The 16333-nt window shown below is 27.3% G+C and carries 11 protein-coding genes and 2 riboswitches; all 11 genes read left to right on the top strand.

Annotated features, from left to right (window positions below):
- Nucleotides 1–6 precede the first annotated feature (6 nt).
- The gene (locus tag D3Z33_RS03750; protein WP_160196440.1) at nt 7–3585 is read left to right on the top strand and encodes an NAD(P)-binding protein; all 3579 of its coding nucleotides are present in this window, start codon (nt 7–9) and stop codon (nt 3583–3585) included.
- 131 nt (nt 3586–3716) lie between these two features.
- Nucleotides 3717–4949: a BTAD domain-containing putative transcriptional regulator gene (locus D3Z33_RS03745; RefSeq protein ID WP_160196439.1), complete on the top strand. Its 1233-nt coding sequence runs from the start codon at nt 3717–3719 to the stop codon at nt 4947–4949.
- A gap of 188 nt (nt 4950–5137) precedes the next feature.
- Nucleotides 5138–7522: a vWA domain-containing protein gene (locus D3Z33_RS03740; RefSeq protein WP_160196438.1), complete on the top strand. Its 2385-nt coding sequence runs from the start codon at nt 5138–5140 to the stop codon at nt 7520–7522.
- A 31-nt stretch (nt 7523–7553) separates the two neighbouring features.
- Complete coding sequence (locus D3Z33_RS03735; RefSeq protein ID WP_160196437.1) at nt 7554–8093, top strand: signal peptidase I; 540 nt, start codon at nt 7554–7556, stop codon at nt 8091–8093.
- 48 nt (nt 8094–8141) lie between these two features.
- A riboswitch (cyclic di-GMP riboswitch) is annotated at nt 8142–8219 on the top strand.
- A gap of 29 nt (nt 8220–8248) precedes the next feature.
- Nucleotides 8249–8788, top strand: a complete 540-nt coding sequence (locus D3Z33_RS03730) for a BsaA family SipW-dependent biofilm matrix protein (protein WP_160196436.1) — start codon at nt 8249–8251, stop codon at nt 8786–8788.
- Between the two features lie 85 nt (nt 8789–8873).
- Nucleotides 8874–9551 carry a hypothetical protein gene (locus D3Z33_RS03725; RefSeq protein ID WP_160196435.1) on the top strand — a complete coding sequence of 226 codons (678 nt, stop codon included), beginning with the start codon at nt 8874–8876 and terminating at the stop codon, nt 9549–9551.
- Nucleotides 9552–9678: 127 nt separating this feature from the next.
- Nucleotides 9679–12696, top strand: a complete 3018-nt coding sequence (locus D3Z33_RS03720) for an efflux RND transporter permease subunit (protein WP_160196434.1) — start codon at nt 9679–9681, stop codon at nt 12694–12696.
- 41 nt (nt 12697–12737) lie between these two features.
- A riboswitch (adenosylcobalamin (AdoCbl) riboswitch) is annotated at nt 12738–12883 on the top strand.
- Nucleotides 12884–12971: 88 nt separating this feature from the next.
- Nucleotides 12972–13370 carry a DUF4430 domain-containing protein gene (locus tag D3Z33_RS17090; RefSeq protein ID WP_160196433.1) on the top strand — a complete coding sequence of 133 codons (399 nt, stop codon included), beginning with the start codon at nt 12972–12974 and terminating at the stop codon, nt 13368–13370.
- 1 nt (nt 13371) lies between these two features.
- Entirely contained in the window at nt 13372–13869 is a 498-nt protein-coding gene (locus tag D3Z33_RS03710) for a hypothetical protein (RefSeq protein ID WP_160196432.1), read from the top strand.
- Between the two features lie 198 nt (nt 13870–14067).
- Complete coding sequence (locus D3Z33_RS03705) at nt 14068–14820, top strand: hypothetical protein (RefSeq protein WP_160196431.1); 753 nt, start codon at nt 14068–14070, stop codon at nt 14818–14820.
- Between the two features lie 108 nt (nt 14821–14928).
- Nucleotides 14929–16326 carry an MATE family efflux transporter gene (locus D3Z33_RS03700; RefSeq protein WP_160196430.1) on the top strand — a complete coding sequence of 466 codons (1398 nt, stop codon included), beginning with the start codon at nt 14929–14931 and terminating at the stop codon, nt 16324–16326.
- The last annotated feature ends 7 nt before the right edge of the window (nt 16327–16333 follow it).

The raw sequence follows: 16333 nt of genomic DNA, 5'->3' as shown, positions 1-16333 counted from the left end.
TAAATTATGAATAAAATTAGGCTGAATATAAATGGAATTGAAGTAATGGGTCATAGTGGACAAACAATTTTAGAAATAGCTAAATCTAATAATATTGAAATACCAACACTTTGTCATGATGAAAGAGTTGAACCATATGGATCATGTGGATTATGTATGGTGGAATTAGAAGGAATGAATAAATTGTTAAGGTCTTGTGCCACAGTAGCATCAGATGGAATGATAATTTCTACAAATACAAAAAAAGTAAGAGAGTCAAGAAAAATAGCTCTTGAATTATTACTTTCTGATCATACTGGTGATTGTAAGGCACCTTGTACTTTGGCTTGCCCTGGGGATACAGATTGTCAAGGCTATGTAGGACTTATTGCTAATGGACAGTATAAAGAGGCAGTAGAACTTATAAAAGAAAAGTTACCACTTCCTGCAAGTATAGGTAGAGTGTGTCCTCATCCATGTGAGACAGCATGTAGAAGAGAAACACTAGATGATCCAGTCTCAATTGCATTTTTGAAGAGTTTTGTAGGAGATATTGATTTAAATGATAAAGAACAATTTATGCCAGAAATAAAGTCATCTACAGGAAAATCAGTAGCAATAATTGGAGGAGGACCTAGTGGACTTACAGCTGCATATTTTTTGGCTAAAGAAGGACATAAAGCAACTATATATGAATCTATGCCAAAACTTGGAGGTATGCTTAGATATGGAATACCTCAATATAGACTCCCAAAAGAAGTATTAAACAAAGAAATAGAGCTTATAAATAATATGGGGGTAGAAATGCTTACAAATATAAAGGTAGGCAGAGACATAAAGTTAGAACATTTAAGGGAAAAATATGATGCAGTATATATTGCAATAGGTGCTTGGAATAGTACAAAATTAAACTGTCCAGGAGAAGATTTAGAAGGAGTAGTTGGGGGAATAGAATTTTTAAATAAATTTGCATTGAATAAACCTATTAGAACTGGTGATAAAATAGCAGTAGTTGGTGGAGGTAACACTGCTATGGATGCTTGTAGAACAGCTATTAGATTAGGTGCAAAAGAGGTATATGCATTATATAGAAGAACAAAAGTACAAATGCCAGCAGAAGCAGTAGAAGTAGAAGAAGCATTAGAAGAAGGGGTTAATTTTAAATTTTTAGTAAGTCCTATAGAGATTATTGGGAATAATGGGAAAGCATCAAAAATACGTCTTCAAAAAATGGAACTTGGAGAAAAAGATTCAAGAGGAAGAAGGCGACCAATTCCAATAGAAGGTGAAGAAGAAATAATAGAAGTGGATTCTGTAATAGCATCAATTGGTCAGTCTGTAGATATAGAGGGATTTGAAGATTTAGAATTTACTAAAAGAGGTACTATTTCTGCAGATGAAAATTCATTTCTTACAAATATAGAAGGTGTGTTTGCAGGTGGGGATGCTACAAATAAAGGACCAGATATTGCAATAGCAGCTATTGGTGAAGCTAAAAAAGCTGTAGAAGTTATAAATAGCTATCTTGAAGGGAAAACTATTAGTTATAAAAAGCCTTTTTATGTTACAAGAGAAGAAGTAAATATAGAAGAATTCTCTGATAGAGAAATAGAGCATAGGCCAAGAATGGAATCTTTAGAACCAGATATAAGAAAGAGAAACTTTGAAGAAATAGTAAAAGGTTATTCAGAGGAAGATGCAAAAAGAGAAGCTATGCGTTGTTTAGAATGTGGGTGTGGTGATTTATTTGAATGTAAGTTACTTCATTATTCTAATGAATATAAAGTAGAACCTGAAAGATTATCAGGTGAAATGCATAACAGACAAAATAATGATAATCATCCCTTTATAATTAGAAATTCAGATAAATGTATATTATGTGGTTTATGTGTTAGAATTTGTGAAGATGTAGTAAAATCAAATGCTTTAGGATTAATAGATAGAGGATTTGATACAATAGTACAACCTGCATTTGGTAAGACACTACAAGAAACAGATTGTGTGAGTTGTGGCATGTGTATAAGTGTATGTCCTACTGGGGCACTTCAAGAAAGGCTTTCAATTGAAAAGTCAGTTCCACTTAAAACAAAATCAACTTCTACTGTATGTTCACATTGTAGTATAGGATGTAACTTAGATTTAAATACTAAAGGCGATTTATTAGTTAAATCATTACCTAAAAATGATTCATCTATTGATAATGGTCTTCTTTGTGCAAAAGGAAGATTTGGATTTGATTTAAAAAATATAGGAAAAAGAATCACAAAACCTTTAATTAGAAAAAAAGGGAAATTAGAAGAAGCATCATGGGAAGAAGCATTACTTTTTACAGCAAAGAAAACTCAAAGTTTAGGATTATTGTATGGTAATGATACAGTAGCAATATCTATTTCAGATAGATATACAAATGAAGATATGTATTTAGCATCTAAATTAGGTAAAGAAGTATTGAATACTAGCAATATAGGATCATTTAATAGTCATAGAGGTGGAATTGAGGAAGTATTTGGATATGATGCATCTACAAATACATTTGATGAACTTTCAGGTGTTGATACTATATTATTAGTTGAATCAAATGTTATGAAAAAACACCCTATAGCAGGATTTAAGATAAAAAAAGTAGTAGAACAAGGTGCAAAACTACTATCTATAAGTCCTAATGAAACTGGTCTTACTAAGTTATCTAGTATTGCTGTTCATACTAAAAATGATGTAAAGTTTTTAAAAGAGATATTAAAATCAATTATTGATGAGAATTTAATATCTGATAAAGATAATTATATAGGATTGGATGATTTAAAAGAAAATTTATCTGATATAGAGGTGAGTAATGAGGCTAAAAAGATAGCTAGTTTTTATGGGAAATCAAAAAATGCTATGATAGTATTTGAACAAAAAACAATTACATCAGATGCAGCAATTTTACTTGCAAATATGGCAGCTATTACTGGACATATTGCAAGACCTAGAAATGGTATAATTCAATTAAAACAAAATACTAATAGTCAAGGTCTTAAAGATATGGGAATAACTAAAGGGTATGATTATCTAAAAGATAATATTGAAAATAAGAATATAAAAGGATTATTAGTATTTGGAGAAGATATGTTGAATGTGAATCTTGAAAATTTAGAATTTTTAATGGTTCAAGATACACATCTTACTGATACAGCTAAAAGAGCTGATGTAGTACTACCAGCAGTTGGATTTGCTGAAACAAGTGGTACAATAACTAATACTGAAAGAAAGATTCAAAGTTTAAAGAAAGCTATAAAACCTTTGGTAAACTATGAAAATTGGCAAGTAATAATGAAGCTTTCAAATATATTAGGTAAGAATTTTGATTATTCAAGTGCTAGAGAAATATTACTTGATATTGAAAAATCAAATTTTAATTACTTTGGACTTACAAAAACAGATGATAAAGATGTATATTGGCCAATAGGGAGTAATAGAGTACTTTATATAGACGGCTTTAATACTAAAAGTAAAAAAGCAGAATTGAAAAATGTAGAAAATGGAATATTCTTTATTGAGGACATAAATACAAATAATTTAACAAAGAGCTTTACTAAATATCTTAAAAAAGAAAATTTAATATAATGAGATAAGCACATTTAAATTTTTAAATTTAAATGTGCTATTTTCATGTATTAAATATTAAAATTTGTTAATAAGTTTAATGTTAGGGTAAATAAATTAAATAACAAAATAGATTCTAGGAGGAAATTAAAATGTTTGAAAAGGGAGAAAACCTGAATCATGATTATAAAAATGATATAGAAATATTTACTTTTGGTGATTTTGATATTCGTATAGGTAATAAATCTATAATTGAAGGTTTAGGTAGAAAATATAAGATCTTAGAATTATTTAAGTTTTTCATCTCTCATAAAAATAAAAAGTTGCTCCCAGAAATAATTATAGAAAATTTATTTGAATATAATGAATCTGATGATTTGAAAAATGTATTAAGAACTCAAATATTTAGACTTAGAAAGTTTATAGAAGAAATAAAAAGACAAATTAATATAAATGAATTATTATTTGATATAGAATTTATAAATGGATATTACATATTAAAGATAAGTGATAACTTAAAAATAGACAATGATATATTTGAATTAAGCATCGAAAAAGCTAATATGATGAATTTAAACTCTCTAAAAGTAGCTAATTATTATGAAAAAGCTTTAAAAGTATATATTGGTGAATATATGGGAGAATGTAGCTGTGGAGATTGGATAATACCTATTAGAAATAGATATAATAGAATATTTATTCATTCAGCAAATAAATTAATAAGTATATATAAAGAAAATAGTATGTTTAAAGAAATAGCTGATATATGTGAAAAGGTTATAGAAATACAACCATTTGATGAAACATTTCATATATATTATATGGAAGCATTAAAGGAAATGGGTCAAATTAAGCATGCTTTGAGTTATTATGAGTATACTACCTATAAAATGTATAAAGATTATGATATGAAACCTTCAATTGCAATGAAGGATTTATATAGGAAATTACAAATAGCAAATGGAGAAAAAATAATAACAGATTTATATTTTATTGAAAAAAGATTAAAGGATAGTGAGGTTCAAGGGGCTATGTATTGTGATTTAGAGTATTTCAAGTTTTTATATAATCTTGAAAAAAGAAAAAGTATACGTGGAAATGTAGACACTTATATTAGTTTAATCACTTTAAATCATAAAAAAAGAACAACAGATAATCTTAAACAATCAAGAAATGTATTGAAAGCTATTTTGTTAAAAAGTTTAAGAAAAGGTGATGTAATAACATTTTGGAATGAAGATCAAGCAATTATAATGATTACAGAAATAAAATCAGAGTTTTTATATTTAATAGAAGATAGAATACAAAAGCAGTTTAGAAAGTATTTAAAAGGTAATTGTAATTTAGAGTTTAAATTTAATAAAATTTCAAATAGCATTATATAGATTTAAAAACTTCAGATTTTATTCTGAAGTTTTTTTATGTTATTTTATTTTGTAATTAAAATGTAATGCATAAAAAATTAATATATAATACATAAAAAATCAATATAAAACTTATTTGAACTTACTCTAAAATTATACTAGGGTATCTTTATAATAACGTAAAATAAATAATGGAGGTGAAAGTTTAGATGAAGAATTTTCGCAACAAAGGTTTAATTATATATATATTAATTTTATCTTTAGTATTTGTAAATGGTTTTTTACCTATAGTTTATGGTGATTCTGAAGAGGTTCAAAAGGAAGAATCAAACCAAAAAGAATCAAACTTAGAACCATTAAATAAGGAAAATATAAAAAATGAATCATTAACTCAAGAAGATAAATCTAAAGAAGATCCTAAAGAATCAAAACCAGAAGAGAAGCTAGAAGAAAATACAAAATCAAAACCAGAACCAGAAGAAAAGGAACAAAAAAAAGAAATGTTGAAAGCTAATTTATCACTTGAAATTAAGACAGATAAAAATTCATATAAGCCATGGGAAAATATAGTATATACAGTTCAAGTTAAAAATGAAGGAAATGTAGATTTGAAAAATGTAATAGTAAAGGATAGTATTACAAATTTAAATCAAAATATAAAACTATTAAAAATTGGAGAAACAAAAGAAATAAAGACCATTTATAATAAATTTTCTTCATTAGAAAAAAGAGTAAAAGTAAATACATTTATAGCAAGCACTAAATTTAATAATGAATCTATAACTCAAAATAAAAAAGTGGAAGTTAAATTATTAAAACCAGAAATAATAAAGAAAAAGAATTCTAGTTCAGCATTTATTGAAGAACATGAGATTGAAAAATTCCCTAAAGAGTATCAAAAATTTTTAGATGAGTTATTTAAAGAAAGCATTGCTAAAAGTAGTATATTTAGTGCATTATCTACTTATCGAAATCCTGATCCTCAATTTGAAGATACAATAACAGTGGATAAAACTGCTGAAAGTGTAGAAGGATGTAGAGAATATTTAGTTACATTAGAAATTGATGGTGAAATACCACAAAAACCAATAGATGTAATACTTGTAATAGATAGATCAGGAAGTATGAATGATGGTTCAGCTATAACTTATGCTAAAAATGCGGCTAAAAGTTTTTCTCAGACAGTATTACAAAATCCTAACAGTAGAGTAGCATTAGTATCGTATGCATATTCAGGAAGCATATATGGTTGGGGTAGTATAAATGATGCAACATTAGATACTAATTTTACCAATAATTATAACTTAATATCTAATGAAATCAATTCATTAGTTGCAAATGGAGGAACAAATGCGGAAGCGGGTTTTAGAACAGCTAGAATTACTATGGCTAATAATTCTAGACCAGAAGCAAATAAAGCTATAGTATTTTTAACAGATGGAGTACCTACAGTAAGTATTGGTAATTGGTATGGTCCTAGTGAACCTACTTATATAAATAATCATGCACAAGCTGCTATAAATGAAGGACAAAATTCACAAAATGTAGCTAGAGTATTTACAGTAGGATTGTTAAATGGAGTACCAGCACAAAGTTTAGGAGTTGCCAGAAGTGTATTACAACAAGCTCAAGATTCAGGATATTATGAAACTTTTTCAGCAGCAGATTTGACACAAATATACAATGAAATATCAGAAAATTTAAATTATATTGCAAAAGATGCAGTAGTAAAAGATAAAATTAATGATAACTTTGTATATGTAGAAGGAAGTCTTTCAAGTAATGAAGCAACATATGATGAAAATACTCATGAAATTACTTGGAATGCCGGAACAATAACGGAAAAAACAACTTTAACATATAAAATAAAAGCTAAATGTTCATTTGAAGGAGGAAATGATATACCTACAAATGATTGGGCAAAATTAAATTATATAGATGTAAATGATGAAGAAAAGACTAAAGATTTTCCTGTACCTAAAGTAGATGTAATAGAACCATTAAAAGTAGATTTAGGACCAGATTTAGAAATGACAGGTGACACTGTTAATCTTGCAGATAATATTCAGATAAACTCTGGTCATCCACCATATACTTATATTTGGACTAGTAGTAGTGATCCAACATGGGTATCATATGATGCTAATCCTCAAGTAAGTCCTAATGAAGATACCACTTACAAATTAGTATTAAAAGATAAATATGGTGAAGAAGGATGTAGTGCATGTATAGCAGAGGATGAAATAGTGGTAAAGGTAATAAGGGGAAGTATAACAATAGAAAAGATAGTAATTAATGAAGACCCTAGTACCAAATTTTCTATATGGATAGATGGACCTGAAGAAAAACAATGGGCATTATATATAAAAGAAGGAGAAACGAAAACTATAGAAAATTTAAAACCAGGAAATTACAATATTAATGAAATTGTACCTATGAATTATGAATTAGTAGGTTATAGTCAGCAAATAGTTACTATAAGTTCTGAAAATCTTCATCAAACAGTTACTATAACTAATAAAAGAATTAATGATAGTTGGTTTTATGATGATGATGAAAAGCCTAATAAGTTTAAAGTTCAGCTAGAACAATAACTTAATATCTATAATATGAGGGGATGAAAATATGGAGGGACATAATGACTATAAAATTAAGAATATTTTTAAAATTATAGAAAACATATTCCTTTATATGGTATTAGTTATAACTGTAATTTTGATTATAGTTACAGTGAGAAGTCGTTTTAAAGGAGAACAGCCCTCTATATTTGGATATAAAATATATGAAGTACAGAGTGGAAGCATGAATCCAACTATAAATGTGGGAAGTTTAATAATAGTAAAACAAATTAATCCTAAAGATATAAAAACAAATGACATAATAACTTATAAAGGTTCAACACAATCACTAGTAACTCATAGAGTAGTTGATATACAAAAAAAAGAAGAATTTAATTTCGTTACTAAAGGTGATGCAAATACAACTCCAGACCCATTAGTTGTAAGAGGAGAAGATGTTTTTGGAAAAGTTATATTTAGCATACCAATAATAGGATATATATTGAATTTTTTGAAGACTAATATATATTTTATTATATCAATAATTCTTTTAATAATTTTAACTTTTATTTATATAAAAAAGCAAGTTAATAAGAAGTCTTTATAGGAGGTGAATCAATTTAAATTTATTAAAAGTTTAAGTCAAATAAGTTCTAAACGACAAGGGCAAACTTTAGGTAAACTTAGAGGACGCAAAACTAAAGGGCCTTTTAAATGGCAGCCAGTTACCGAATCAATTAAAAATTTGAGGAGGTATTGTAAATGAAAAAAAGATTAATAATTACTTTATCATTAGTAGCTATAGCTATACTTGCAATAGGAGGAACAATGGCTTGGTTTACAAGCACACCAGAAGCAATTGATAATACTTTTAAAGCTGGAACGGTAGATATAGAAGTTAATGAAAATGGATTTGAAAATATAACTAATTGGAACCCTGGAGATGAAACAAATAAAGATGTAACTGTAATTAGTAAAGGAACTAAAAAAACTTATGTAAGAGTTCAGTTAACACCTACTTGGAGTAATGAAATGTCAATAGATAATATAGAATTAATGATAAACGATAATGATTGGATATTACATGATGGATGGTATTATTACAAGTATATTTTAGAAGAAAATGAAGAAACAAGTAAATTATTAGATAGTGTTAAACTTTTAGGAGAAGAAACAAGTAATGATTACCAAGGTGCAACATTTACATTAAATGTAAAGGCAGAATCAGTTCAAGCATCAAATGATGCATATAAAGATGTTTGGGGATTAACAGCACTTCCTTCAGGAGTAGAAGAATATTAATAATTAATATGTATAATAATAAATAAAGGCATATGTTATTATTCCATATGCCTTTACAATAAATTTAAAGAAGGAGGCAGGTGATATGAGAAATAACAATAAATTTATTTTGGTAATGATAATTACTTTTTTTATAAGTTTTACTATATTGATAGTATCTAATAATAGCTATGCTGATGATATTGAAGTAATAGGAAAAGACTTAGGATTAGTTATAGAACCTTCTGGAGAAAAATTCTTTGATCTTCAAATTTTAAATCCTGGGGATATTAAAAAAGGTTCAATAACAGTAAAAAATAATTATGAACATCCTTTTAATTTATATATGAGAGCAGAAAGAATTGGTGAAGTAGATAATGTAGATTTATTAAATCAACTTATTCTTCAAATTAATTATGATGGAGAATTGATGTTTGAGGGTCCTATGAATAACTTTGCAAAAGAAAATATTTATTTAGGAAAGTTAGAAATAGGAGATGTTTACAAACTTGATGCTACTGTAAAACTTCCAGGACCTGAAACTGGAAATGAATTTCAAGGCAAAAAAGTAGATGTAAAATGGATTTTCACAGCACAAACTGAAAGAGTATTAGGTGAATCTGATGGACCAAATGAGGAAGTAGTAGATGAACAAGAAGTAGTTGATGATGGAGCTACTTATATACCAAAGATGCCAAAAACAGGAGAAGTGGTTCCATATTTATTATATGGAGTAGGAATAAGTTCTTTATTAATAGGAATAATATTGAAATTCAAAAAATAGTCTGAATTTAGAATCAGACTATTTTTTATTATGTAAATTTACTTTTAATATTTGATTAATTATAATATTATATAGTATAGAACAGGGGTATATAATTACATATAAACTCAATGAGAGGGAGATATATATGAATAAACTTATAAAGTCAGCATTATTTCAAAGAAAATTTGTAATAATACTTATTTTAGCAATAATAGCATTTGGAGTATATACTTATTTTGAAATGCCAAAACAAGAAAATCCAGAAGCAATTAGTCCAGTAGGTATGATAACAACAATTTATCCAGGAGCTAGGACTGAAGAAGTTAAAGAAGACATTACAGAAAATATAGAAAATGCTATTACTGGCATAGATGGTGTAGAAAAGATACAATCTGTTTCTAGAGATAATGTGTCGTTAGTAATAGTACAACTTAGCTATGAAGTAGATAAAGAAAAACAATGGGAAATACTTCGTTCAGAACTTGAAACCATAGAATTACCAAGTGATGTTCAATCTCCCTCACTTGATACAGATCTTATAAATACAACAGGGGTAATGTTAAGCATCAATACTTCTGATAATGAAATAAACGAAATGAAAAATATTGAAAAGCTATCAACAGATATAAAATCAAAATTAAATGATATAGAGCAAATAAGCGAAACAAATATATTAGGTATATTAGAAGAAAATATAATAATAGATATAGATTTAGAAAAATTAAGATCTGCAAATCTAACTCTGGAAAATATAAACGATATTTTAACAGCTCAAAACATTGATATACCATTAGGAAGCTTAAAAACAAAAGAAGGTAATATAAGCATTTCATATAATAAAGAAGAAGATAGTATTGAAGATATAAAAAATATAGTGTTAGGATTAAATCCACAGACAAATACTCCTATAACTCTAGGTAGTATTTCTGAAATTAAATATGAATATACGGATGATACAAGATTTATGCATAATGGAAATTCATCTATACTTATTACATCTTATTTTGATAAAGATAGTAATATATTATTAGCAGAAGAGGAAATAAATGATATAATATCTTCATTTGAAAAAAAATTAGATAAAAATATTCAAATAGATAAAATAATATTTCAGCCAGAAGATGTTAAACATTCTGTAAATGATTTTATGATAAATTTACTGCAAGCAATAGTTTTAGTGCTTATAGTAGTTTTTATAGGTATGGGTTATAAAAATGCATTTGTAGTGTCTGTTACTATTCCACTTTCTATAATGATTACTATTATATCTATGTCATTTTTAAATATCAATATACAACAAATATCTATTGCAGCACTTATTATATCTCTTGGTATATTGGTAGATAACTCAATAGTTATAACTGATGCAATACAAGTAAAATTAGATGAAAATGTATCTATTATGGAAGCAGTTTATTTAGGAACTAAAGAATCAAGTATTCCAGTACTTACATCAACGCTTACTACTATAATGGCATTTGCACCACTTATAACACTACCTGGTGAGGCGGGAGAGTTTGCAAAATCTTTACCACAAGTAGTTATTATAGCTTTAATTGCATCATATATAGTTTCTATAACAGTAACTCCTGTACTTGCAAGTTTACTTCTTAAGAATAGTCATAGAAAAGTAAGAGAACGAAAACACTTTAAAGGATTATTAGAAAATACACTTTTAAAAAGCATGAAATATACTAAAACTACATTTTTAATTGTATTAGTATTAATAATCATAGTAGGTTTTATGCTTGTAAATATGAGGCTTGAAGTATTTCCTTATGCAGATAATAATATAGCATATATTGATATAAAAGCAGAAGAAAATAACATAGATCAAACACAGCAAATTGTAGAAGATGTAAAAGAAGTATTAAATAATAGAGATGATATAAAGGAATATACATCATCAATAGGAGGGCCAATACCTAAATTTTATATAACAAATCCTCCTTATTTTAAATCTCCTGATTTAGGGCAAGTAATGTTTAGATTTAATGAAGAAAAAATTGCTGAATATAAAAATAAGAAGTATTTTGCATATGAACTCCAAAATAAGCTAAATGATAAAATAGAAGATGGAACAGTGACAGTTAATCTACTTGCACTTACAAACCCAGGACCTGATATTGATATAACCCTTTCTTCTGATGAATTTAAAGATATAGAAAATGTAGCAAGTAATATAAGGGAAGAAATGGATGATATGAAGAGTTTATATAATATTACTTTAGAAGAATCCTCTGTAATAAAAGAATATGAGATTATTCCAAATAAAGAAGAAATGTCAATATTAGGACTTACTAGTTATGATATACAAAGACAAGTAAATCTTGCATTGAATAAAACTCAGATTGGTGAAGTAAATATAGATGACGAAAGTAAAAGTATTTTGTTATATGCAAATCCAAATAGTATAGATGAATTACAAAATACACCTATTAAATCACCTAATAGTCAACAAATATTACTTTTAAAAGATGTAGTAGAAATAGAAGAGGATACCAGGTTAGAAGAATTAAATAGATTTAATAGAAAGCCATTTATCAAAATAACAGCTGAAGTAGATCCTGATAAATCTACTTTAGTAGAACAAAACAAGGTTGAAGAAATAATAAATAATAAAAAAACAGATGATATTAAAGTTACATTTGGAGGAGAAAAAGAAATCTTTAAAAAATATTTAAGTGGACTTGGTATAGCCGCACTTATAGCACTTGTAGGAGTATATTTAATATTACTTCTTCAATTTAGATCCATACTTCAACCACTTATAATACTTATAACCGTACCATTATCTGTAATAGGAGTAGTTTTTGGAGTGTTTATATTTAGACTACCTCTTACATTTACAGTAGGACTTGGAGCTGCAAGTCTTATAGGTATTGTTGTTAATAATGCAATATTAATAATAGAATATATAAATAGAGAGAGAGAGAATGGAAGAAGTATAAAAGAGGCTTGTATAGAATCAGCGAAAAAAAGGTTAAGACCAATATTATTAAGTAGTATTACAACGGTAATAGGTCTTATTCCATTAGTTTTATCTGGCAGTTCATTTTTCACACCACTAGCTGTAGGACTCATGGTAGGTCTTATATTCTCAACACTTCTTACTCTTATTGTAATACCAATAGCATATAATAGTCTTGTGAAAGAAAATTAGAATTGCTTTTTTATATAAATTGTAGTATTATATAATTAGTTAAATAATATGAAGTATAATTTGAGGGGAAACAGGTTAAAATCCTGTACGGGCCCGCCGCCGTATGGTATAAATATATACTAAGTCGGAATACCTTAAATTATATAAAAGCACTTGAAACTTCACGTGGAAATGAAGTGGTGTGGTATATAAAATGATTTTATTAACCCTTCCACTTCGATAGTGGAAGGGTTTTTTTAGACACATTAAACACATAAATATAAGGAGGAATTATAGTGAGTAAAAAAAGTTTAATAATTGTTATAGCTTTAGTTTTAGCATTAGGGCTTGTATTTGCATATCAGACTTTTTTATCTCCAGAATCAGTAGAAGGAGCTAAGGAAGTAAAGATACAAGTAATAAATGAAAAAGAGGATGTAGATAAGACGTTTACCTATAACACTGATGATGAATATTTATTAGATTTATTAGAAAATAATAAAGATGAGATTGGTGTAACTCTTACAGATTCAGATTTTGGAAAAATGGTTACTGCTATGATGGATTATGAAGCAAAAGAAAGTGAACAAGAATTTTGGCAAATTCAAGTAAATGGTAAAGATGCAGAAACAGGTGTAGCTGAAATACCACTTACAGATGGAGATAAATATAAATTTGAGTTAACTAGTTATTAATATGAAAGTAAGAGATCTTGTATTAATAGCTATATTAAGTGCCACTTTAACTGCATCTAAAATGGCATTGTCCTTTGTGCCTAATGTAGAAATTGTTACTTTACTTTTTATAATTTATACTGTAGTTTTTGGATTTAAAAGAGCTATTTTAGTTTCAATAATATTTTCTACAACTGAAATATTTGTATGGGGTTTTAATACTTGGCTAATAGGTTATTATTTGATATGGCCAATATTAGTTATAATAACATCAGTTATTAATTATAAAACCCAAAATGAATATATATATGCAGTTTTAGCTGGTATATTTGGTCTCTCATTCGGTTTGTTTTTTGCTTTAACAGAATCTGTATTTTATGGAGTTGGTTATGGAATAACTTATTGGATAAGAGGGCTATTATTTGATATTATACATGGTTTTTCAAACTTTATATTAGTACTAATATTATTTAAGCCTATAAAAAATATTATAGAGAAACAAGGTGCTAGATTTAATTAAAAATCTTTTTCTTATAGTTTATTCTCTTTTGCATAGGGAATATATTCTATAAGAAAGAGGTTTTTTGTTATTTAATATCTTTTTTATAAATTAGCAGTAATAACTAATATACTCAATAAAGATAAAGTATAAATTGAAGTATATAAGTAATAAATAAAAAAATATTGGATAAATTAAAATAAACAAGGTGGTGAAAATATGAGTGATGACTTTAAAGTAAAAGAAGATAATTACAATTACGCTTTATCAATCATAGAAAATATGGATATAGAAAATGTTGAAAATTCTATGCAAAAGATATATAGATTTCAACAAGTAATACAAAAGACACTTGTTGAAGGGCATGATTATGGAAAAACATTTTATGGTTCATCAAAACCTTCTCTATTAAAACCTGGTGCTGAAAAAATACTTATGTTATTAGGAATATCTAGTGAGTATGAAATAATTGATAAAGTACAAAATTATGAGGATGGTTTTTTTGCATTTAGTGTAAAGTCTATATTAAAGAAAAATGAAAAGATAGTTACAGAAGGCTTAGGGCATTCTAATAGTAGGGAGAGAAAATATCTAGGTGGTAGACAAGATATATATATGTTAGGAAATACTTGTCTTAAAATGGCTAAGAAAAGAGCACTTGTTGATGCAACATTGACAGTTGCTTCACTTTCAGATATATTTACTCAAGATATGGAAGATATGACTCAATTTGAAGAAGAAGAAAGAGTAGAGACTATGACATTAAAGGATGCTCAAAATATAAAAGTTACATTTGGAAAATATAATGGCAATACACTTGGTGAAATTTATAATAAAGACAAGGGGTATATTAGATGGCTTGCTGAAAAGTCAAGAGAGGATGGAATATCTAGAGCTTGTAAATTAATTTTATCACCTGATTTTGAGACAGAAGAAGTTCAGCAAAAAGCAAATAAATTACCTCCAGAATAAATAATATTATTATAAAATAAACTTAACTTTTAAAATAGTCAAAATAGGTATATAATAATTATTTAGTGGGTCTAATATTTTAGGCCCGCTTTTATAAATTTAACGGAGATGATTAATATGATAAAAAAAGAAGGAACGGACTTAGGAAAAGAGAAAGTGTCTTCATTATTATTTAAATTATCATTACCAGCCATAATAGCTCAATTAGTTAATTTATTATATAATATTGTTGATAGAATTTATATTGGAAGAATTGATAATGGAGAAATAGCTATGGCAGGAATTGGGGTAGCATTTCCCATAATTATGATAGTTATGGCATTTAGTTCTCTTGTAGGAATGGGTGGCGCACCCCTTGCTGCTATAAAGATGGGACAAAAGGATAATGATGGAGCAGAAAAAATTGTAAGTAACAGTTTTTCTAGTGTTGTAATTGTTGGTTTAATACTAACTACAATTGTGTTGATATTTAAAGAACCAATACTTTGGGCTTTTGGGGCAAGTGAAACAACAATTTCTTATTCACTTGATTATTTAAGTATATATGCCATTGGTACAATTGCAGTTCAAATTGCATTAGGAATGAACCCTTTTATAAATACACAAGGGTTTGCTAAATTTGGAATGATGACTGTAATAATAGGTGCAATAATCAATATTGTATTAGATCCTATATTTATATTTGGGTTTGATATGGGAGTAAAAGGTGCAGCATTAGCAACAATAATTTCTCAAACTGTTTCTGCTATATGGGTACTTATATTTTTATTTGGTAAAAAAACAAAGATAAAGATAAGAAAAGAATATATGATTCCAGATCTAGGTATAATAAAAAAAACAATGGGATTAGGTGTATCACCATTTATAATGCAGTCTACAGAAAGTTTAGTTTTAATATCTTTAAATAATATGCTTATGAATTATGGTGGAGATATTGCAGTTAGTGCAATGACAATAATGAGTAGTATTATGCAAATTATAATATTACCAATGATGGGATTAACACAAGGTGCACAACCAATTATAAGTTATAATTTTGGAGCTAAAAACATAAAAAGAGTAAAAGAAACTTTTATTCTTTTGGCAAAACTGTGCTTTTCATATACAACAATCATGTGGGCAATGCTTATGATTATACCACAGGTATTTGTATCTATATTTAATAATGATCCTGAACTATTAAATATGACTACATGGAGTATAAGGATTTATTTTGCAGGTATATTTGCATTTGGTGCTCAAGTAGCATTTCAACAAACATTCCTTGCACTTGGAAAAGCTAAAGTTTCTTTAATTTTAGCACTTCTTAGAAAAATAATACTTCTTATACCACTTATATTTATTCTTCCAAACTTTATGGATGATAAATTATTTGGCGTATTACTTGCAGAGCCAATTGCAGATATAATAGCAGCATTAGCAACCACAATAACATTTGTTATATTCTATAAAAAAACATTTAAAAAGGAACAAACAGATATAGGTAGAGAAACAACTGATAATTAAATTTAAT

The organism is Senegalia massiliensis, from assembly GCF_009911265.1.
Lineage (GTDB): Bacteria > Bacillota > Clostridia > Tissierellales > SIT17 > Anaeromonas > Anaeromonas massiliensis_A.
This window is presented reverse-complemented; position numbering and strand designations above follow the sequence as displayed.